The sequence below is a fragment of the Roseburia yibonii genome, from assembly GCF_014297335.1.
Classification (GTDB): Bacteria; Bacillota; Clostridia; order Lachnospirales; family Lachnospiraceae; genus Roseburia_D; species Roseburia_D yibonii.
The window spans coordinates 125,421-146,445 of the sequence record NZ_JACOQH010000005.1 but is presented as its reverse complement, the minus strand read 5'-3'; the positions used below and the strand labels follow the sequence as shown (position 1 = coordinate 146,445).

The window sequence follows — 21,025 nt, the reverse complement described above, 5'->3', positions numbered from 1 at the left end:
AGGATGGAACGTGAGTACTTTTGTACAGAAATTTACTCAGAATTTTATAGAAAATACAAGGTATATGTATCTGCTGAAGGGTCTTGGAAACACCATCATCATCACGGTGTTTGCCCTTATGATCGGAATTGTTTTGGGATTTCTGGTAGCAGTCGTACGTTCTACCCATGAAAAGCACGGCGGCCTGAATGTACTGAACTTTATCTGCAAAGTTTATCTGACGGTATGGCGTGGTACGCCTACCGTTGTGCAGGTCATGATCATGTATTATGTCATTCTTGTCGCGGTCAATAACAAGATCCTTGTCGCGGTCATTGCGTTCGGTTTGAACTCCGCAGCGTATGTGGCAGAGATCGTCCGTTCCGGTATCATGTCGATCGACGAGGGACAGTTTGAGGCGGGACGCAGTCTCGGCCTGAATTACCGCCAGACCATGCAGATGATCATTCTGCCGCAGGCATTCAAAAACGTGCTTCCGGCACTGGCAAACGAACTGATCACGCTGTTAAAGGAAACTTCCGTCAGCGGTTATATCGGCATGATGGATCTGACAAAGGGTGCGGATATCATCAGAAGCCAGACCTATGAGCCGATGATGCCGCTGCTCGGCTGTGCGGCGATCTACCTTGTGATCGTCATGATTCTGACGGCGGGCGTACATAAGCTGGAAGGGAGACTGAGAAGCAGTGAGCGATAATGGAAAAAAACTGATCGAAGTAAAAAATCTGACGAAGAAGTTCGGGGATCATACGGTTTTAGACGGGATCACTACGGATATCTGTCAGGGAGAGGTCGTTGCGATCATCGGGCCGTCCGGCTGCGGAAAGTCAACGTTTCTCAGATCATTAAACCTGCTTGAGATGCCGACCTCCGGACAGATCCTGTTTGAAGGGATCGATCTGACGGACAAGAGCGTGGATATCAATAAAGTAAGACAGAAGATCGGAATGGTGTTTCAGCAGTTCAACCTGTTCCCGAACCATACGATCAAAGACAACATCACACTGGCACCGGTGAAGCTTGGTCTGATGACAAAAGAAGAAGCGGACAAAAAGGCAATGGAACTTTTAGAGCGCGTCGGACTGCCGGAGAAGGCGGACAGCTATCCGTCCATGTTATCCGGCGGGCAGAAGCAGCGTATCGCGATCGCGAGATCGCTTGCGATGAACCCGGATGTCATGTTGTTTGACGAGCCGACCTCGGCGCTTGACCCGGAGATGGTCGGTGAAGTATTGGGACTGATGCGTGAACTGGCGGCGGACGGCATGACCATGGTCGTGGTAACACACGAGATGGGATTCGCGAAAGAGGTCGCAACGCGCGTGATGTTCATCAATGAAGGAAATATCAGGGAAGAAAACACACCGGAAGAATTTTTTGGAAATCCGAAGAATCCGAGACTGTGTGATTTCCTTTCCAAAGTGTTATAAATGCAAACCTGGGGGATTGTTCTTGACAATCCCCCAATTATATTTAATAATAAGTTGCTGAAACTGAAACATTCATACAAAGGAGGATTCGTTATGAAGAAGTTTGGAATTAAAGAAGTTGTAGCGACAGGTATCGGAACCGCGCTCTTTGTCGTACTGACAGAAGTGCAGATCCCGCTCGGAGTTATCCCGAATACCTCATTACAGCCGAGAGCGGCAGTGCTCGCATTCTTGGCGGCTGTGTTCGGACCGGTTGTAGGCGGCATCATTGGCCTTCTGGGTCATGCGTTGGGTGACGCGCTGTTTTACGGCGGAGTATGGTGGAGCTGGGTATTCCCGGATGCGATCTTCGGTATCCTGGTAGGTCTTTTCGTAAAGAAATACCAGATCAAAGAAGGCGGTTTCCACGGAAAGAACATTGCGTTATTTAATGCGGTACAGGTGATCGCAAACGCGATCGCCTGGATCGTTGTTGCACCGGTACTTGATATCCTGATCTATGCGGAACCGGCAAAAAAAGTATTTGTACAGGGGATTTTCGCATTTATCGGAAATGTGATCATCATCGCCATCCTTGGCAGTCTGCTCGGGGTTGGTTACACAAAGATCGGAGCAAAGTCCTCCAGTCTTGATAAGGAAGATTAAAAAGAAGTACAAAAGGACAGACACTTGTTATGGAACCTATTATTGAATTTGAAAAATTTACATTTAAATACCGCTCCCAGGTAAATCCAACCCTTTTTGACATCGATCTAAAGATCTATCCCGGGGAAAAGGTGCTGATCGTCGGGCCGTCCGGCTCCGGGAAATCAACACTTGCGGACTGCATCAACGGGCTGATCCCGTTCTCTTATCCGGGCGAAAGTACAGGTACGCTAAAGATCGGTGGAAAGGATCCGAAGAAACTTGGGATCTTCGGACTTTCCAAGATGGTCGGTACCGTACTTCAGGATACCGATGGCCAGTTTATCGGACTGACGGTAGCGGAAGATATCGCGTTTGTACTGGAAAACGACAGGATGGAGCAGCAGGAGATGTTTCGCCGTGTGAACGAGGTGGCGGATACCGTAGAGGTAAGACCGCTTCTTTCGCATGCGCCGTCGGAACTTTCCGGCGGACAGAAACAGCGGGTTTCCATGGCAGGTGTCATGATCGACGATGTGGATATTCTTTTGTTTGATGAGCCGCTTGCCAACCTTGATCCGGCGACCGGAAAAAAAGCGATCGGACTCATTGACCGGATCCAGAAAGAAAAGAATAAGACGATCCTCATTATTGAACACCGTCTGGAGGATGCGTTATATAAAGATGTGGATCGTATTGTCGTGATCGGCGACGGAAGGATCGTCGCGGACATGAAACCGGATGCGCTTTTAAGCGGAGACACCTTAAAAGAGCAGGGAATACGGGAGCCGCTCTATATTACGGCATTAAAACACGCGGGATGTGCGATCAGAGAGGAATACCGTCCGAGCCATGTGGAGACGATGGATTTTGAGCCATATAAGACGCAGGTAAAAGAGTGGTTTGAGACAACGGAGACGAAAAAACGTGCAGCCGAAGAAAAACCGGTTTTAAAAGTGGATCACTTAAATTTTTCCTATCAGCCCGGAAAGCCGATCCTTTCGGATGTCAGCTTTACCGTAAATAAAGGAGAAATGCTAAGCATCGTTGGAAAAAACGGGGCGGGAAAGACCACGCTTTCAGGTCTGATCTGCGGATTTTTGACTCCGGAGAGCGGAAGCATTGAATTAAACGGAGAAGATATCTCACCGTTATCCATAAAGGAGCGAGGAGAAAAGATCGGTATCGTGATGCAGAACCCGAATCAGATGATCTCAAAACCGATGATCTTTGATGAGGTTGCCTTAGGGCTTGCCGTGCGCGGCGTGCCGGAGGACGAGATCAAAGAACGTGTGCATGAGACCTTAAAGATTTGCGGGCTCTATCCGTTCCGCAACTGGCCGGTGTCGGCGCTCAGCTTCGGACAGAAAAAACGTGTGACGATCGCGTCTATTCTGGTTATGAAGCCGGAGATCCTGATCCTGGATGAACCGACAGCGGGACAGGATTACCGTCATTACACGGAGATCATGGAATTTCTGAAACGTATCAACGAGGAGCAGGGAACAACGATCATCATGATCACGCACGACATGCATCTGATGCTCGAATATACCGGACGCGCGCTCGTTGTGGCGGACGGAAAACTGCTTTCGGACGATACGCCCGCAAATATCCTGACCGATGAAGAACTCACAGAGAAAGCATATTTAAAACAGACATCGTTATATGAGATGGCAGTAAAATGCGGCATTTCTTCGCCGTCTCAGTTCGTAGAACGTTTTATCAGCTATGAAAGGACGGTGCGGTAATGGCAAAACTTTTAACCTATGAGAAAAAAGATACCTGGATGGATGAACTCTGCGGAGTGACAAAGTTAGTTTACTTTCTCGCATGGTCGATCACCAGTATGCTGACCTATGATACAAGAGTGCTTGCGGTCATGCTCGTACTCAGCTTTGTGTTTTTTAAGGCGTCCAAAACCGAGTGGAAGCAGGTCGGATCGATCTTTAAAGTCATTTTATTTTTCCTGGTCGTGAATGTGCTCGCGATCTTTCTGTTCGCGCCGGATCAGGGAGTAAAGATCTACGGAACCAGGCATGTGCTTGTGCAGCTTGCAGGAAATTATGCAATTACCGCAGAGCAGCTTTTTTATGAACTTAACATTATCTTAAAGTATTTCACGATCATTCCGGCGGTCTTTATCTTTGTGGTGACGACCAATCCGTCGGAGTTCGCGGCGTCGCTAAACCGGATCGGGATCAGCTATAACATCGGATACGCAGTCGCGATCGCGCTGCGTTACATCCCGGATGTGCAGGATGATTTCCATAAGATCAAAAACGCGCAGGAGGCGCGCGGGATCGAGATGTCGGGAAAAGCGAAACTCACGCAGCGGATCAAGAGTGTGGCGGCGATCATCTTTCCGCTTATTTTCACGAGTGTGGAACGGATCGACACGGTCAGCAACGCAATGGAGCTGCGTGGATTTGGAAAGTACAAAAAGCGCACCTGGTATATGGGAAGAAAATTACAGCGGAACGATTACCTTACATTGATCGCGGTGCTTTTGTTTGCAGCGGCAGCGCTTGTCATTACCTATCATGACGGAAGCAGATTTTATAATCCGTTTGTGTAGGACACATAGAAAGAAAAAATAAAATATAAGAGACGCAGGTTCAGTTTCCGGCAAAATATGCCGATAAACAGGTATATGAGAAAAAAGAACAGGCGGTCCATGGAGGGAACACAAAAGGCAGATGCCTGTGTTCCCTTTTTTGAATCATAGGAAATTCCTTCCTATGATTCAAAAACGCTCCGCGGGGATGCGCAGCTCGCGGAGATGAAGTTTATGTTGAACATACCGCTCGCGCGCGAAAGTGTGCGGTAAGCGCAAACTTTATTTAATGGCGACGAGGAAAAAGGAGGCATGGTTATGAAAGTAGAGAAGATAAGCAGCGCATATGCGCCGGTTGACGCGGTATCGCGCATAAACGTAAAGATCGATCCGTCAGTGCAGTCAGGTGAGAAACGGGATGCGTATACGGCATCCAGCCATATGGCATCTTTTGAGGAAAAATTTGCGCTGGCGCAAGAATATCAGGAAATGCTTGAGCGGATGAAAAAGGAAGATCCCGGGCGTTATCAGCAGATGAAGCTGGATGAAGCGCTTTCCGAGTGCAAGTCCCTCGGACGGCTCACGGAGATCGCGGAGGAAAATGGCGGAAGCGTTACTTATAACGGCGTGACATTAAATTTTGACAGGAAGAACAAAAAGATGTGTCTTGGAAATATGGACAGCGGAGATGTGATAAATGCCGGCATGCTCTCAAACGGTTACTGTTTTTATTTTAACCGGGAAAATATCGGGGACATTGCGAAGATCCTCGATCTGTTTTCGCCGGAGGATGTCAATAAGATCATGGCAGCGATCGAGACGGACAATATGGCGGACAAGATGAAGAATCAGGTGGAGGATGAAAAGGCAAACGGCGTGCAGGGCGCGGAGACGGCGGAGGAGCATTAGTCCACGCCGCCTGCCCACTGTCTGATCTGCCGCAGATAGAGAGAGATCCCGATCGCCCCGGTAATGATCTCTGAGGCGGGAAATGCGATCCAGGTGTAGGAGAGCCCAATCTTGGAGAGCACAAAGAAGATCGGGATCAGACATCCTAACTGGCGGATCAGTGACAGCAGCGCACTGATCCGTGCGTTTCCGATCGCCTGAAAAAATACAGGGGACAGCAGCGATACCACAGCCGGCAGAAAACTAAGACCGATGATCCGGAAAGCCGGGATACCGATCGAGAACACGGCGGGGTCGTGCGAGAACAGCCCGAGGAGCGTGCCCGGAAGCAGTTCAAAACAAAAGACCCCGATCAGCATAAAGAGCATGGAAAACAAAACGGATTCGTTTAGGATCGTCTGGCAGCGCTTGTATTTCTTGGCAGCATAATTATAACTTAAAACCGGAACAATGCAGGTTTGCAGACCTAAAAGTGGAATGAAAAAGAAGGTCTGCATTTTGTAATATAATCCGAGGACAGTGACCGCAGCGTCAGAAAAACCGGCAAGGATCATATTTAACGCTATGATATAAACGGTGTAGAGCATCTGCATTAAGATGGAGGGATAGCCGAGCAGATAGATCCATTTTGCGCACTTTTTCATTTCACGCACTGCGGGAGGCCTGCGAAAGCCGCGTACACCTGCGCGAACATGACAGGCGGAGCAAGACGCAGCAATATCTTATAAATCTTTTCGGTGCCAAACATCGAAGTCTGTGTTACATTGTCATTCATTGTGATTTCCTTCTTTTGTTACATCTGTATTTGTCTGAAGTGAGATGCTTTCTTCCAGGATCTGACCAAATTTTATCGCAAGGGCGGTCATCTGGCGGATCTCTTCTTTTCCCATTTTTTCGGAGGCAAGCGTCTCAAATTCCAGTATGGGTTCCATGATCGAACGGTAGTAGGCTTCTCCGCTTTCGGTGAGGGCAAGGATCTTTTCCTTCGCGTTTTTTCGCACCGGAATGAGTGTGAGATAGCCGTCCTTTTTTAGAGAAGTAATGATATTGTTTACGGTCTGTTTGGGCAGCCGGTAACTGTCAGCGATCTTTTTCTGGGTGCATTCTTCGTTGTCGCGCATGGCGTAGAAGATGAGAACTTCGTGATAGTTCAGTCCGTGGACTTTGGCCCACATGGCGTAAGCCGCCCGGATCTGGATGATCGAAGTGTTTACATTGCTCATGAGCAGCCGGATTTCTTCATTCATGTTTTTGTACCTCTTTTCAAAGATAAGATAGTCCTAATTAAGACTGATGCCAAGGATAATTTGGAGGAGAGAATGTTAAAAGTGCAGAAAAATCGTGATTTTAAAAGAGAAAACAGGATAGGAAAGATATAAATTTACCTTTGAGGTAAATCCATAAATTGACTATTTTACGTTGTTATGTTATTATAAATTTACCTCAAAGGTAAATTGAGAAAGAGGTGGTGCGTTGGATATTACGTACAAAAATAAGAAGATTGAAAAAGTTTGTACGGATGCCAAGATGTCTGACAGAACATATGGAAATGAAATGTCAGAAAAGATCCAAATGCGTATAGGAGAAATGGAAGCAGCCGATACTGTGGAAGAAATGATCAAGTATCATATTGGCAGATGTCATCCGTTGACCAATAATCGCAAAGGACAATATGCAGTAGATTTGGTGCATCCGTATAGATTGGTGTTTGAGAAACATGGTAATGAAATTCAAGTGGTGCATATCATGGAGATAGTTGATTACCATTAAGAAAAGGAAATCAGATAGGAGGTAGCACTATGGTGAGAAGTCGCAGTTTTATTGCAACACCACCTGGAGCGACAATTAAGGAACAGCTGAAGGACAGGAAAATGAGCCAGAAAGAGTTTGCCGCAAGGATGGATATGTCTGAGAAGCATATCAGTAAACTTATTAACGGTGAGGTTCAGTTGACTCCAGAGGTGGCTGTTAGATTAGAAATCGTATTAGGAGCGCCTGCAAAGTTCTGGAATAACCTGGAAGCTATTTACAGAGAAAAGTTGATAAAGGTTGCGGCGGAGAATGCAATGGACAAAGATGAAGCCCTGGCAAAGCAGCTTCCATATAATGAAATGGCTAAGTTTGGATGGATTCCTGAGACGAGAGATTCGAAAGAAAAAGTAATGAATCTGAGAAAGTATTTTGAAGTTGTGGAATTATCGTTATTGGAAAATAAACAAATAACCAGAATAGCCTGCAGAAGACTTGCTGTAACAGAAAAAGGTGATTTTGCGTTGCTGGCATGGGTGCAGGAAGCAAAGATAAAAGCGCGTAATATCGAGACATCACCAATTAATATGAAAGAGTTGATAAGGATTATTCCTGAAATCAGAACAATGACTGTTTTGAAACCAAAGGAATTTTGTCCAAAGATAAAAAGAATGTTAGCAGAGTGTGGAATAGCACTTGTTTTTTTACCACATTTAAAGGGATCCCTCCTTCAGGGGGCTTCATTTATGGATGGAAATAAGATTGTTGTAGGACTTACAGCAAGAGGTAAAGATGCAGATAAGTTTTGGTTTAGTTTATTTCATGAATTAGCTCACATTATTTTAGGTCATACAGGACAGATGGATGGAACAACCGATCAGGATGAAAAAGATGCAGATATTTGGGCACGGGATACTCTGATATCAGAAGAAGCTTTTGAAGAATTTAGAGAAAAATCGAATTTCTCAGCAGCAAGCATTCGAGCATTTGCAAAGAGGATGGGAATTGCACCTGGTATAGTTGTGGGAAGATTACAGAATGAAGGATGCATTACGCATAGTATGATGAATGACCTGAAAGAGCATTATGAGATTGCAGTGTAGGAAAATCATGATCTTAACGGCAAACCCCAAACCTTACATTTTTGTAAGGAAAAGGTAAGGCACTTCGATGGATTCCGTGTCTTTGATCTGCTAAGATAAATGCATGAAAAAACAAACGAAGAGCGAGGGAACGATCATGAAAAAATTTATTCAGGCAGTATCAGGAAAGAAAGCAATGTATGTCGCACTGATCCTTGTAAGCATCTGTACGGTACTTGACATCCTTACATCCATACGTCTTGGAACGAAACCGGATATCACTCCGATCACAGTGATATACTGCGTGATCGCGGCGTGGGCGGTGTGTCTCTTCGATTGACGCAGTTTGTGCAAATTGCTATAATAGCACTACGAGTACAAAGGAGAGAAGAAAATGGCATTTGCACATTTACACGTCCATACAGAATACAGTCTTTTGGACGGTTCCAATAAAATACAGGAATATGTTGCGCGGGTCAAAGAGCTTGGCATGACAGCGGCGGCGATCACGGATCACGGTGTCATGTACGGCGTGATCGATTTTTACAAGGCGGCAAACGCGGCGGGGATCAATCCGATCCTCGGCTGTGAGGTCTATGTCGCGCCAAATTCCAGATTTGACCGTGAGAAGGTGAGCGGAGAGGACCGCTATTATCATCTGGTGCTGTTAGCCGAGAATAATACCGGTTACAGCAACCTTATGAAGATCGTCTCCAAGGGGTTTGTGGACGGTTATTACTATAAGCCGCGTGTGGATATGGAGGTATTAACTACCTACCATGAGGGCATCATTGCGCTTAGTGCCTGCCTTGCCGGCGAGGTACAGCGTAATCTGGTGCGCGGCATGTATGACGAAGCAAAAAAAGTAGCGGAAAAATATGAAAACTGCTTTGGAAAAGGAAACTTCTTTTTGGAGCTTCAGGATCACGGCATCCCGGAACAGCGTCTGGTCAACCAGCAGCTGCTTCGTTTAAGCCAGGATACCGGGATCGAGCTTGTGGCGACGAATGACGTTCACTACACCTATGCGGACGATGCCGAGGCGCATGACATCCTGCTCTGTATCCAGACCGGAAAGAAGCTGGCGGACGAGGATCGTATGCGCTATGAGGGCGGACAGTATTATGTGAAATCCGAAGAGGAGATGAAGGAGCTGTTTCCGTATGCGCTGGAAGCACTCGAAAATACCCAGAAGATCGCGGACCGCTGCCATGTGGAGATCGAGTTTGGAAAGACGAAGCTGCCGCATTTTGACGTGCCGGAGGGCTATACGACCTGGACATACTTAAACAAGCTCTGTTATGAGGGACTTGAGGAAAAATATCCGAAGGAGCAGGCAGAAGAGCTGCGCCCGCGTCTGGAGTATGAGCTTTCCGTCATCAAGGAGATGGGCTATATTGAATATTTCCTGATCGTGTGGGATTATATCAATTTCGCGCGGACGCACGGGATCCCGGTCGGACCGGGACGAGGCAGTGCCGCCGGAAGTCTGGTTTCCTATACGACAGGGATCACAAATATCGAGCCGGTGCGTTACGGACTGATCTTTGAGCGCTTCCTGAACCCGGAGCGTGTGTCCATGCCCGATATCGACGTGGATTTCTGCTACAACCGCAGACAGGAAGTCATCGACTATGTCATTGAAAAATACGGCAAGGACTGTGTGACGCAGATCGTAACCTTCGGTACGCTCGCGGCGCGCGGTGTCATCCGTGATGTCGGCCGTGTCATGGATCTTCCGTATGCGTATGTTGACAATATCGCGAAGAGTATTCCGAATGAGCTTGGCATCACGATCGAAAAGGCGCTGGTGAAAAACCCGGAACTGCGCACTTTCTATGAGACGGATACGCAGGTGAGAAAGCTGATCGATATGTCAAAGCGCTTGGAGGGACTGCCGCGCCATACATCCATGCATGCGGCCGGTGTCGTGATCTCGGAAAAGCCGATGGACGAGTATGTGCCGCTCTCCCGTGGTTCGGACGGCATGATCACAACGCAGTTTACGATGACGACGATCGAAGAACTCGGATTATTAAAGATGGATTTCCTGGGACTTCGTACGCTTACAGTCATCGATGATGCGGTAAAGATGGTAAATAAGAGCAAGGGCGTGAAGATCGATATCGACCACATCGATTATGACGATAAAGAAGTGCTGGCATCGCTTGGCACCGGAAAGACCGAGGGCGTGTTCCAGCTGGAAAGCGCCGGAATGAAGAACTTCATGAAGGAGTTAAAGCCGGAGAGCCTGGAGGACGTGATCGCGGGAATTTCCCTTTACCGGCCGGGTCCTATGGATTTTATCCCGGCGTATATTAAGGGAAAAAACAATGCGGCAACGATCACCTACGACTGCCCGCAGCTTGAGCCGATCCTTGCGCCGACCTACGGCTGTATCGTCTATCAGGAGCAGGTCATGCAGATCGTGCGTGATCTCGCGGGCTATACCTGGGGACGGAGCGATCTGGTGCGCCGTGCCATGTCAAAGAAAAAGACCAAGGTCATGGAGGAAGAACGGCAGAACTTTGTATACGGCAATAAAGCCGAAGGCGTGCCGGGCTGTGTGGCGAACGGGATCGATGAAAAGGTTGCGAACAAGATCTATGATGAGATGATCGATTTCGCGAAATACGCGTTCAACAAGTCACATGCGGCGGCTTACGCAGTGGTTTCCTATCAGACCGCTTATCTGAAATATTACTATCCGGTGGAATTCATGGCGGCGCTTATGACGTCCGTGCTTGATAATTCCACCAAGGTTTCCGAATATATCTTAACCTGCCGCCGGATGGGCATCGAGATCCTGCCGCCGGATATCAATGAGGGAGAGAGCGGATTCTCGGTATCCGGAAATTCGATCCGCTACGGGCTCTCCGCGATCAAGAGCGTGGGGCGTCCGGTCATCGAGGCGATCATCGAGGAGCGCAAAGAGCGCGGGGTATTTACAACTTTGAATGATTTTATCACAAGGATGTCGGGCAAAGATGTCAACAAGCGCAGCATCGAAAACTTCATCAAAGCCGGAGCACTCGACTGTCTTGAGGGGACAAGAAAGCAGCTCCTTATGGTGTACTCATCCGTGCTGGATTCGGTCAATCAGGAGAAAAAGAATTCGATGGCAGGACAGATGACGCTGTTTGATCTGGCACCGGAAGAAGATAAGGCGGATTTTGAATTAAAACTGCCGGATGTGGGAGAATATCCGAAAGAGGAACTGCTCGCATTTGAAAAAGAGGTGCTTGGCGTCTACATCAGCGGGCATCCACTGGAAGCCTATGAGGAAAAATGGCGGAAAAACATTTCCGCAGTCACGTCCGATTTTATGCTGGACGAGGAGACTGGGGCGACAAAGATCCATGACGGCGAAAAAGTCGTGATCGGCGGAATGGTCACGGCAAAGACCATCAAATACACAAAGACGAATCAGGTCATGGCATTTTTTACGATCGAGGATCTGGTCGGCACCGTGGAGGTCATTATCTTCCCGCGTGACTATGAAAAATATCACACATACCTCGAGGAGGACGCAAAGATCTTTGTGACCGGAAGAGCCAATGTGGAGGAAGAAAAAAACGGAAAGGTGATCTGTGAAAAGATCATCAGCTTTGATGACAGCAAAAAAGAACTCTGGCTTCAGTTTGCGGATCTGGCATCCTACCAGGAAAAAGAAGCAAAACTCTCCGGTATGCTGGCAGGTTCGGATGGCAGAGATGAAGTGATCATTTATCTGGCGGCGGAAAAACGGATGAAACGGCTGCCGAAAAGCAGGAGTATCCATGTGGAGCCGGGACTGCTCCAGACACTCTTTGGATATTTAGGCGAAAATAACGTAAAAGTCGTTGAAAAGTCTATTGAAAACAGCTAGAAAAACATCTAAAATGAAAAGGTCGATTACAATTATCATTAGGAGGGTTTTTACATGGAAAAACAGATAAAGACGGTCGGCGTTCTTACAAGCGGTGGTGACGCACCGGGAATGAACGCGGCGATCCGGGCGGTTGTCCGTGAAGCACTGGCAAAGGGTCTTTCCGTAAAGGGGATCAAAAGGGGGTATGCCGGACTGCTTCAGGAAGAGATCGTGGACATGGACGCAAGAAGCGTGTCTGACATCATTGAGCGCGGCGGTACGATTTTGCAGACTGCGCGCTGCAAGGAATTTACGACATCGGAGGGACAGAAAAAAGGCGCGGACATCTGCAAAAAGCACGGGATCGACGGTGTGATCGTGATCGGTGGCGACGGTTCGTTTCAGGGGGCACAGAAACTGGCGGCACTTGGGATCAATACGATCGGTCTTCCGGGAACGATTGATCTTGACATTGCGTGTACCGATTACACAATCGGATTTGATACCGCAGTCAATACGGCGATGGAGGCGATCGACAAGGTGCGTGACACCTCGACTTCGCACGAGAGATGCTCGATCATCGAGGTTATGGGACGCGGGGCAGGCTACATTGCGCTGTGGTGCGGAATCGCAAACGGGGCGGAGGATATCCTGCTTCCGGAAAAATACGATTATGATGAGCAAAAGCTGATCGATAACATCATAGCGTGCAGAAAGCGCGGCAAGCAGCATCATATCATTATCAATGCGGAAGGCATCGGTCATTCGACCAGCATGGCAAGACGCATTGAGGAGGCGACCGGGATCGAGACGAGAGCAACGATCCTCGGCCATATGCAGCGTGGAGGAAGTCCGACCTGTAAAGACCGTGTCTATGCGTCCACGATGGGATGTTATGCGGTCGATCTGCTCTGCCAGGGCAAATCCAACCGTGTAGTGGCATACCGGAACGGCGAATTTGTGGATTATGACATTGACGAGGCACTCGCAATGAAAAAATCCATTCCGGAATACCAGTATGAGATCTGCCGCAACCTGTCGATCTAGGACGGGCTGTCAGAAAGAAAAAAGGGACAGGAAAGCGCGTACTGCCGCACTTCCCTGTCCTTTATCATGGCAACGAGGAAGGAAAAAGATGATTACAAGTACAGCAAATAAACAGATCAAAGAGCTGACACAGCTGATCAAAAAATCAAAAGCGCGAAGGGAAGAGCGGGTCTTTGTCGTGGAGGGGATCCGCATGTTTGTGGAGGCACCGAAGGAGCAGGTGCAGGCGGTCTATGCGTCGGAGAGTTTTTTAAAAGACCCGGAGCATATGGCATGTTTACAGGGATATGACTATGAGGAAGTTTCCGATTCCGTCTTTGCATCGGCCAGCGATACCAAAACGCCGCAGGGGATCCTATGCGTGGTGCGTATGCCGGAATACAGCAAAGAGACGTTTTTTTCGGAGAGCGGAGGCCTTTATCTGGTACTTGAAAATATCCAGGATCCTGGAAACCTCGGAACCATGTTCCGGACCGGAGAGGGAGCGGGAATTTCCGGCGTTATTTTAAGCCGTGATACGGTGGATCTGTTCAATCCCAAGACGATCCGTTCTACGATGGGAAGTGTATACAGAGTACCGTTTCTGATCGCGGATGACTTAGAGGCGGTGATCGGGGAGATGAAAAAGCAGGGCGTACATCTGTATGCGGCGCATTTAAAAGGCGAGCAGTCTTACGACTGGTTTGATTACCGGGAAAGTGCCGCATTTCTGATCGGAAATGAGGGAAATGGACTGAGCGAGCGGACAGCTTCACTTGCGGACACCTATGTGCGCATTCCGATGGAGGGAAAAGTAGAATCATTAAACGCTGCCATGGCATCGGGGATCCTGCTTTACGAAGCGGCGAGACAGCGGCGCGCGGCAAAATAACGGCAAAAGCAGCAGAAAGGAAGAAAGCGATGTTCCGTTTATGGGCAAAGGAATTTAAAAATAATCATATGATGCGGGATACCGTGATCTGCGATGACACGGAAGACACCAGGACACACAAAGTATTCCGGGCACTCGAAGAGGTGTGCTACGAATTTGACCTTGGAAAGCCGCTCTGGCTGGACGCGACGGTCGAGGAATTCAAACGTCACGCAAAGACCAGATTTTATCAGGACAATTTTATCGAGGAGATCGAATTTGACTATCTGGAGATCCATGTGATCGAGGAGGATTAGGGGCAGACAATTTCCGAAAAGTATGATATGATAAAAAAAGTATGAACCGGAAGGAAGGGAATCAGATGGATATGCCGGAAAAGCTGAATGAGGGAATTGACAGTTGGAATACGGTCATGCTTTTGTATCATTCGGCCTTAAAGGAAGTCGGCACAAAGCTGGAGATCTTAAATGACGAGTTCCAGCATGTGCATCAGTATAATCCGATCGAATATATAAAATCAAGGATCAAGACGCCGGAGAGCATTGTAAAGAAGCTGCGGCGCAACGGATACGAAAGCACCATAGATAATATGGTCAATTATGTGAATGATATTGCGGGGATCCGCATCGTATGCTCCTTCACCTCCGATATCTACCGGATGGCGGACATGATCGGAAAGCAGAACGATCTTACCGTGGTGTGGGTCAAAGATTATTTTAAGAACCCGAAGGACAGCGGATACAAGAGCTACCATATGTTAGTGACGGTTCCGATCTTTTTATCGGACCGGGTGGTGGATACCAAGGTGGAGATCCAGATACGGACGATCGCAATGGATTTCTGGGCGAGCTTAGAGCACAAGATTTATTACAAATTTGAAGGAAACGCGCCAGATTATATCAGCGAGGATTTAAAGGAGTGTGCGGATATTGTATCCATGCTGGATGCAAAGATGCTCTCATTAAATAAGGCGATTCTGGAAGCGAAAAAAGCGGAACAGTAAAAAAGAGCAGATGCTCCATGTGTGATGCATGGGTATCTGCTCTTTTCTCTGCGGTCTCTGTCAGATTAAGATCTTCCTAACATTCTTCCGGTTCCGGATATTCAACGCCGAAGGTATCGACAGTTACTTTTTTCATGACCTGCGGAGTCATCGGGCGGTCACTGTAATCGACCGGAGTCTCTGCGATGTGGTTTACAACATCCATGCCCTCGATGATCTTTCCGAATGCAGCGTAAGCGCCATCGAGATGCGGGGCATCTTTGTGCATGATAAAGAACTGGGAACCTGCGGAGTCCGGATGCATGGCTCTTGCCATGGATAAAACGCCTGCGGTGTGCTTTAACTCATTGTCAAAACCGTTCTGCGCGAATTCGCCGTAGATGCCGTAGCCAGGGCCGCCCATTCCGGTTCCTTCCGGGTCACCGCCCTGGATCATAAAGCCTTCGATCACGCGGTGAAAGATCAGTCCGTCATAAAAACCTTTCTGAGCCAGAGTGATAAAGTTATTTACGGTATTCGGAGCGATCTCCGGATATAATTCCGCTTTCATGATATCGCCGTCTTCCATTTCAAAAGTAACAACTGGATTCTGTGCCATTTTATTTTCCTTCTTTCTTTTTGATTTTCTTTTTTCAGATAGCTTTCATTGTAACGAAAAAGTATGGGATTGTAAAGCACGGGAAAAATAAATATAATAAAGCGGAAACAAATGAGAGGAGGAACTGCCGGTGGCATTAAAATTTGTGATCGCCTGGGAAGCGGAACTGCCCGGGGAAGAACACGCGGATCTTTCCATATCCGGTCTGTTATCCGGTTTACATAAATATGGCGCGGAGGCATTTCTGATTCCCGCTGCCTACGCGGAGAAAAAAACGCTCGCGCAGATCTTAAAAGAAAACGGTTTAAAACCGGAGGAGGGGCTGGCGCTTGTGGCAACCGACGCTTCGCTGGCGCAGACGGCGGGGCTTCCCATCGCGACTGTCGCGTTCCTTCATCCGGCATTTCCGGGGCAAAGCCTTCTTTCGGCACAGATCCTGGTGGAGGGATTTGAGGAAGTTGATTTTTATTTCCTCGAACGGATCTACGACAGAAAGCACAACATCCCGTGGCGGGTCATTGACACGGAGCGGTGCTATCTGCGGGAGATGAAAGAGGATGATCTGGACGCGCTTTATGAACTGTACGCGGGAGAGGGCATGACCAGATATATGGAGCCGCTCTATGAGGACAGGCAGGAAGAGGCGGAATATATGCGCGCCTATATTGCGAGCCAGTATTACTATTATGGCTATGGCATGTGGGTGGTGATCGAACGGGCAACCGGGAAGCTGATCGGGAGAGCGGGACTTGACAACCGGAACATACACGGTGGGATCGAACTGGAAATGGGATATGCCGTCGCCGCGGATCATCACAGACAGGGATATGCCACGGAGATCTGTCTTGCGATCCTGAAGTATGCCGGGGAATTTCTGGAATTTTCGCGCGTCAACTGTCTGGTGGATAAGGAAAACGAGGCATCCGTACAGCTTCTTTTAAAACTGGGCTTTGTCTGGAGGGAAGAGCTTTTTATGGACGGCGCGGATATGCAGCGCTATGTTTATACATTTCCCGAAGCATAAAGCGTGGCCCCTTTGCATATAGTTTGGGTAAAGGGGGATCTGACAATGGAAAAATCAAAAACAATATTTCTGGTCGTAAAGGTGCTGTTTGCCATGTATATCGTTACAGGGCTGATCCTGCTGCTTCTTACGGCACTGCTTTATAAATTTGATATCGGAGAAAACGTGATCAACCTCGGCGTGATCGCGGTTTACATAATCTCTGGTTTCTTTGGAGGATTTATTCTGGGGAAAGTGAAAAAAACGAGAAAATTTCTGTGGGGCATGGTGATCGGCGGGCTGTATTTTCTGATCCTGTTTGCGGCATCCGTGCTGTTTGAAAAAGGACTCGGAAATGACGCGGGACATTTTGTGACTACATTTGTTCTTTGTGTGGCATCCGGCATGGCGGGCGGAATGCTTGGCTAAAGATGAAAAAAATGCTTTTCTTATGAAAAACTATGTGCTATACTATACAAAGGTATTTTTGGAAAGGAGAACGAATATGAAACACGTAAAGACATTAAATACAAGAAAATTACAGAATACAGTAAGAAAAGGTGGATGCGGCGAATGTCAGACATCCTGCCAGTCTGCATGCAAGACTTCCTGTACTGTAGGAAACCAGACATGTGAGCAGTGCAAATAAGCACGGAAATGTAATGGAATAGTGTGATACAAACGACCGTTCGCGAAGGCGTGCGGTCATTTGTTCGTTTACAAGAAGAAATTTTTTTAGAATTAGAAAGAGAGGACTGCATCGTGGTTCATCAGTATAGAAATAACGGCTACAATATCGTGTTGGACGTCAACAGCGGTGCGATTCATGTTGTGGATGACGTGACATATGATGTCATCCCACTGTTTGAAGCACATACCACAGGCGAGATCGTGGCTGCCCTGAAAGATAAATATAAGGAAGAAGAGATCAAAGAAGCCTGCGAGGAAGTGAGCGAGTTAAAAGAAAACCAGGAATTATTTACACCGGACGAGTATGAAGATTACATCATGGACTTCAAGAAACGTCCGACCGTCGTAAAAGCGCTGTGTCTCCACATCGCGCACGACTGTAACCTCGCCTGTCGCTACTGCTTTGCAGAAGAAGGCGAATACCATGGAAGAAGAGCGCTCATGTCCTACGAAGTAGGAAAAGCAGCATTGGATTTTCTGATCGCCAATTCCGGAAACCGGAGAAATCTCGAGGTGGATTTCTTTGGCGGAGAGCCGACATTAAATTTCCAGGTGGTAAAGGATTTAGTGAAATACGGCAGGGAACAGGAAAAGATCCACAACAAGAATTTCCGTTTTACCCTTACAACAAACGGTGTCCTTTTAAATGACGAGATCATGGAGTTTGCCAATAAGGAAATGGCAAATGTGGTCTTAAGTATCGACGGAAGAAAAGAGGTCAACGACCGTATGCGCCCGTTCCGAGGCGGACAGGGAAGCTACGATCTGATCGTTCCGAAATTCCAGAAATTTGCGGACAGCAGAAACCAGAACAACTATTATGTGCGTGGTACCTTCACACACAACAATCTGGATTTCTCACAGGATGTACTGCATCTTGCGGATCTCGGATTTAAGCAGATCTCGGTTGAGCCGGTTGTTGCGCAGGATACCGATGACTACGCGATCCGGGAGGAAGATCTGCCACAGCTGTTTGCGGAATATGACAATCTCGCGGCAGAGATGGTAAAGCGTCATAAAGAGGGAAAGGACTTTAACTTTTTCCATTTTATGATCGACCTGGAAGGCGGCCCATGTGTGGCAAAACGTCTTTCCGGCTGTGGCTCCGGAACCGAATATCTCGCGGTGACACCGTGGGGAGATCTCTATCCGTGCCATCAGTTTGTCGGAAATGAAGATTTCTTAATGGGCAATGTATATGACGGGGTCAAGAATACGGAGATCCGTGATGAATTCAAGTGCTGCAATGTCTATGCGAAGGAAAAATGCAAAGAATGCTTCGCGAGATTTTACTGCAGCGGCGGATGTGCGGCCAACTCCTACAACTTCCACGGTAATATTACAGATACATACGACGTCGGATGTGAGCTTGAGAGAAAGCGTGTAGAGTGCGCGATCATGATAAAAGCGGCACTGGCGGACGAAGATTAAAACACAAGAGAGGTAAATGACCATGAAAAAGAGCAGAGGTATCGCGATCCTTGCCGCCGTCCTTATCATTCTGGCAGGGCTTGCGTATAGTGCATCTATCATTCTGTCGTCTACGGGCAAGGGAGAGAACCATAACATCAAACTCGGACTTGATCTTGCAGGCGGTGTCAGCATTACCTATCAGGTAATGGATGATAATCCGACAGATGAGGAAATGAGTGATACGGTTTATAAGCTTCAGAAACGTATTGAATCTTACAGTACGGAGGCACAGGTTTACAAACAGGGCGATGACCGTATTACGGTTGAGATCCCGGGTGTAACAGACGCCAACGAGATCCTTGAGGAACTGGGAACACCTGGTTCTCTGGAATTCCGTGATCCGGACGGAAATGTGTGCCTGACCGGTGATGATGTGGAAACCGCAAAGGCAGTTGCCCAGACAAACAAGATGGGCTCTACGGAATATGTTGTAGACTTAAAGTTCAACGAAGAGGGAACCAAGAAGTTTTCGGATCTTACTTCCGCGCATGTCGGAGAGGTTTGCCCGATCGTATATGATGAGCAGACCATCAGTATGCCGCGTGTCAACGAAGCGATCACCGGAGGCTCCGCACAGATCTCCGGTATGAGCAGCTATGAGGAGGCAGAGACACTCGCTTCCAATATCCGTATCGGTTCTCTGTCCCTCACCCTGCAGGAACTGCAGTCAGAGGTTGTCGGAGCGCAGCTCGGAAGCGAAGCGATCTCGACCGCTTTGCAGGCGGCAGCCATCGGTCTTATCTTTGTAGCGGTATTTATGATCGCGTACTACTGGATCGCAGGTGTTGCGGCAACGATCGCGCTCGGTGTTTACTCTACACTTGTGGTAGCGATCATCTACTTATTTGATGTCACACTTACTTTGCCTGGTATCGCGGGTATCATTCTTTCCATCGGTATGGCGGTAGATGCGAACGTCATTATTTTCGCGCGTATCCGTGAGGAGATCGCTTCCGGAAAGACGGTCCGCACCTCGATCGAGACCGGATTTAAGAAAGCGCTTTCCGCGATCCTCGATGGAAATATCACGACCCTGATCGCGGCGGCGGTACTTGGGATCAAGGGAAGTGGTACGGTAAAGGGATTTGCCTATACACTGGCGATCGGTATCATCCTTTCCATGTTCACTGCGTTAATCGTAACCCGTTTTCTGGTAAGAGCGCTTTACGCGGTCGGATTCAAGGATGCGAAATTCTATGGAAAATCCAAAGAACGTAAGGTGATCAGTTTTGTATCCAAGCGCCATGTATTTTACATCATTTCCCTGGCGATCATTGCGGCCGGATTTATCGGAATGGGTGTAAACAAGGCAAACGGAAAGGGCGCGCTCAACTTAAGCCTTGAGTTTGTCGGCGGTACTTCAACTACCGCAGACTTCGGCAAGAACTATACCTTAAGTGAGATCGACAGCGAGATCGTTCCGAAGATCCAGGAAGTAGTCGGAAGCGGAGAGATCCAGACGCAGAAGATCCAGAACAGTACCCAGATCGTATTTAAGACCAGAAATCTGGATCTTGACGAGCGTGAAGCATTAAATCAGACACTGGCAGATAACTTCGGTGTAGATGAAAAGACGATCTCCAGCAATACGATCAGCTCAACGATCAGTTCGGAAATGACTTCGGACGCAGTATGGGCAGTTGTCATTGCGACGATCTGTATGCTGATCTACATCTGGTTCCGCTTTAATGATATCCGTTTCGCGACCAGCGCGATCCTCGCCCTAGTGCATGACGTACTGGTTGTACTGACCTGTTATTCCCTGCTTCGGATCTCGGTCGGAAGTACCTTCATTGCCTGCATGCTTACGATCATCGGTTACTCGATCAATGATACGATCGTTGTATTTGACCGTATCCGTGAGACATTGAAGAATGCGCGCACGCAGGATGAGGCGACGTTAAAAGAGATCGCGGACAAGAGTATCAACCAGACAATTTCACGAAGTATCAATACCTCACTTACCACTTTTGTCATGGTATTTTTACTGTGGCTGCTCGGCGTGACATCGATCAGGGATTTCGCGCTGCCGCTCATGGTAGGTATCGTAAGTGGTACTTATTCGTCCATCTGTATTGCAACGAACCTGTGGTTCTCTTTCCACAAGCTTGGCAGCAAGAAAGCAAAGAAAAAATAAAG

23 protein-coding genes are annotated in these 21,025 nt (G+C 47.9%); 19 read left to right on the top strand and 4 right to left on the bottom strand.

Annotated features, from left to right (window positions below; all coding sequences use genetic code 11):
- The first annotated feature begins 10 nt into the window (after window positions 1-10).
- From H8Z76_RS08580 to H8Z76_RS08555, 6 genes are all read left to right on the top strand, one after another.
- A complete protein-coding gene (locus tag H8Z76_RS08580; RefSeq protein WP_022516386.1) occupies window positions 11-697 on the top strand; it encodes an amino acid ABC transporter permease in 687 nt (228 codons plus the stop codon).
- On the top strand, window positions 687-1,430 hold the full coding sequence (locus H8Z76_RS08575) for an amino acid ABC transporter ATP-binding protein (protein WP_022516387.1): 744 nt from the start codon (window positions 687-689) through the stop codon (window positions 1,428-1,430). Before H8Z76_RS08580 ends, H8Z76_RS08575 begins: the two co-directional genes overlap by 11 nt.
- A gap of 93 nt (window positions 1,431-1,523) precedes the next feature.
- Window positions 1,524-2,075, top strand: coding sequence for an ECF-type riboflavin transporter substrate-binding protein (locus H8Z76_RS08570; RefSeq protein WP_022516388.1), 552 nt, complete (start codon window positions 1,524-1,526; stop codon window positions 2,073-2,075).
- 29 nt (window positions 2,076-2,104) lie between these two features.
- A complete protein-coding gene (locus H8Z76_RS08565; protein ID WP_022516389.1) occupies window positions 2,105-3,805 on the top strand; it encodes an ABC transporter ATP-binding protein in 1,701 nt (566 codons plus the stop codon).
- The gene (locus H8Z76_RS08560; RefSeq protein WP_147618706.1) at window positions 3,805-4,632 is read left to right on the top strand and encodes an energy-coupling factor transporter transmembrane component T family protein; all 828 of its coding nucleotides are present in this window, start codon (window positions 3,805-3,807) and stop codon (window positions 4,630-4,632) included. The genes H8Z76_RS08565 and H8Z76_RS08560 overlap by 1 nt, the downstream gene beginning before the upstream one ends.
- Window positions 4,633-4,929: 297 nt before the next feature.
- Entirely contained in the window at window positions 4,930-5,520 is a 591-nt protein-coding gene (locus H8Z76_RS08555; RefSeq protein WP_022516391.1) for a hypothetical protein, read from the top strand.
- Here the strand turns inward: H8Z76_RS08555 and H8Z76_RS08550 are convergent.
- The 3 genes from H8Z76_RS08550 to H8Z76_RS08545 are packed head-to-tail and all read right to left on the bottom strand — an operon-like array spanning window position 5,517 to window position 6,767.
- On the bottom strand, window positions 5,517-6,164 hold the full coding sequence (locus tag H8Z76_RS08550; RefSeq protein WP_022516392.1) for an MATE family efflux transporter: 648 nt from the start codon (window positions 6,162-6,164) through the stop codon (window positions 5,517-5,519). The two genes, H8Z76_RS08555 and H8Z76_RS08550, sit on opposite strands and share 4 nt — an antisense overlap.
- Window positions 6,161-6,295: a hypothetical protein gene (locus tag H8Z76_RS13775; RefSeq protein ID WP_022516393.1), complete on the bottom strand. Its 135-nt coding sequence runs from the start codon at window positions 6,293-6,295 to the stop codon at window positions 6,161-6,163. Before H8Z76_RS13775 ends, H8Z76_RS08550 begins: the two co-directional genes overlap by 4 nt.
- Window positions 6,288-6,767: a MarR family winged helix-turn-helix transcriptional regulator gene (locus H8Z76_RS08545; protein ID WP_022516394.1), complete on the bottom strand. Its 480-nt coding sequence runs from the start codon at window positions 6,765-6,767 to the stop codon at window positions 6,288-6,290. Before H8Z76_RS08545 ends, H8Z76_RS13775 begins: the two co-directional genes overlap by 8 nt.
- A gap of 226 nt (window positions 6,768-6,993) precedes the next feature.
- Between H8Z76_RS08545 and H8Z76_RS08540 the strand changes: the two genes are divergently transcribed.
- The 8 genes from H8Z76_RS08540 to H8Z76_RS08505 all read left to right on the top strand — a co-directional run bounded on the left by H8Z76_RS08540 (window position 6,994) and on the right by H8Z76_RS08505 (window position 15,122).
- Entirely contained in the window at window positions 6,994-7,290 is a 297-nt protein-coding gene (locus tag H8Z76_RS08540; RefSeq protein ID WP_022516395.1) for a type II toxin-antitoxin system RelE/ParE family toxin, read from the top strand.
- A gap of 29 nt (window positions 7,291-7,319) precedes the next feature.
- A complete protein-coding gene (locus H8Z76_RS08535; protein WP_022516396.1) occupies window positions 7,320-8,372 on the top strand; it encodes a helix-turn-helix domain-containing protein in 1,053 nt (350 codons plus the stop codon).
- Between the two features lie 103 nt (window positions 8,373-8,475).
- The gene (locus H8Z76_RS08530; RefSeq protein ID WP_147618702.1) at window positions 8,476-8,691 is read left to right on the top strand and encodes a hypothetical protein; all 216 of its coding nucleotides are present in this window, start codon (window positions 8,476-8,478) and stop codon (window positions 8,689-8,691) included.
- A gap of 54 nt (window positions 8,692-8,745) precedes the next feature.
- A complete protein-coding gene (locus tag H8Z76_RS08525) occupies window positions 8,746-12,219 on the top strand; it encodes a DNA polymerase III subunit alpha (RefSeq protein ID WP_186982246.1) in 3,474 nt (1,157 codons plus the stop codon).
- Window positions 12,220-12,273: 54 nt separating this feature from the next.
- Window positions 12,274-13,248, top strand: coding sequence for a 6-phosphofructokinase (gene pfkA / locus H8Z76_RS08520; RefSeq protein WP_186982245.1), 975 nt, complete (start codon window positions 12,274-12,276; stop codon window positions 13,246-13,248).
- 88 nt (window positions 13,249-13,336) lie between these two features.
- Window positions 13,337-14,119 carry a TrmH family RNA methyltransferase gene (locus H8Z76_RS08515; RefSeq protein ID WP_186982244.1) on the top strand — a complete coding sequence of 261 codons (783 nt, stop codon included), beginning with the start codon at window positions 13,337-13,339 and terminating at the stop codon, window positions 14,117-14,119.
- A gap of 29 nt (window positions 14,120-14,148) precedes the next feature.
- Window positions 14,149-14,415, top strand: a complete 267-nt coding sequence (locus H8Z76_RS08510; RefSeq protein WP_022515126.1) for a hypothetical protein — start codon at window positions 14,149-14,151, stop codon at window positions 14,413-14,415.
- A 65-nt stretch (window positions 14,416-14,480) separates the two neighbouring features.
- Window positions 14,481-15,122 (top strand): GTP pyrophosphokinase, encoded by a 642-nt coding sequence (locus H8Z76_RS08505; protein ID WP_022515127.1) that lies wholly within the window; start codon window positions 14,481-14,483, stop codon window positions 15,120-15,122.
- 76 nt (window positions 15,123-15,198) lie between these two features.
- Here H8Z76_RS08505 and H8Z76_RS08500 read toward each other — a convergent pair whose 3' ends face one another.
- Complete coding sequence (locus H8Z76_RS08500; protein WP_022515128.1) at window positions 15,199-15,720, bottom strand: peptidylprolyl isomerase; 522 nt, start codon at window positions 15,718-15,720, stop codon at window positions 15,199-15,201.
- A gap of 130 nt (window positions 15,721-15,850) precedes the next feature.
- Between H8Z76_RS08500 and H8Z76_RS13880 the strand changes: the two genes are divergently transcribed.
- The 5 genes from H8Z76_RS13880 (at window position 15,851) to secD (ending at window position 21,023) form a co-directional block, all read left to right on the top strand.
- Window positions 15,851-16,744: a GNAT family N-acetyltransferase gene (locus H8Z76_RS13880; RefSeq protein WP_186982243.1), complete on the top strand. Its 894-nt coding sequence runs from the start codon at window positions 15,851-15,853 to the stop codon at window positions 16,742-16,744.
- A 45-nt stretch (window positions 16,745-16,789) separates the two neighbouring features.
- Window positions 16,790-17,152 carry a TIGR04086 family membrane protein gene (locus tag H8Z76_RS08490; protein ID WP_022515131.1) on the top strand — a complete coding sequence of 121 codons (363 nt, stop codon included), beginning with the start codon at window positions 16,790-16,792 and terminating at the stop codon, window positions 17,150-17,152.
- A 76-nt stretch (window positions 17,153-17,228) separates the two neighbouring features.
- Window positions 17,229-17,372 (top strand): six-cysteine ranthipeptide SCIFF, encoded by a 144-nt coding sequence (gene scfA / locus H8Z76_RS08485; RefSeq protein WP_147618695.1) that lies wholly within the window; start codon window positions 17,229-17,231, stop codon window positions 17,370-17,372.
- Between the two features lie 113 nt (window positions 17,373-17,485).
- Window positions 17,486-18,844: a thioether cross-link-forming SCIFF peptide maturase gene (gene scfB, locus H8Z76_RS08480; protein ID WP_147618694.1), complete on the top strand. Its 1,359-nt coding sequence runs from the start codon at window positions 17,486-17,488 to the stop codon at window positions 18,842-18,844.
- 22 nt (window positions 18,845-18,866) lie between these two features.
- Complete coding sequence (gene secD / locus H8Z76_RS08475) at window positions 18,867-21,023, top strand: protein translocase subunit SecD (protein WP_186982242.1); 2,157 nt, start codon at window positions 18,867-18,869, stop codon at window positions 21,021-21,023.
- Window positions 21,024-21,025 lie beyond the last annotated feature (2 nt).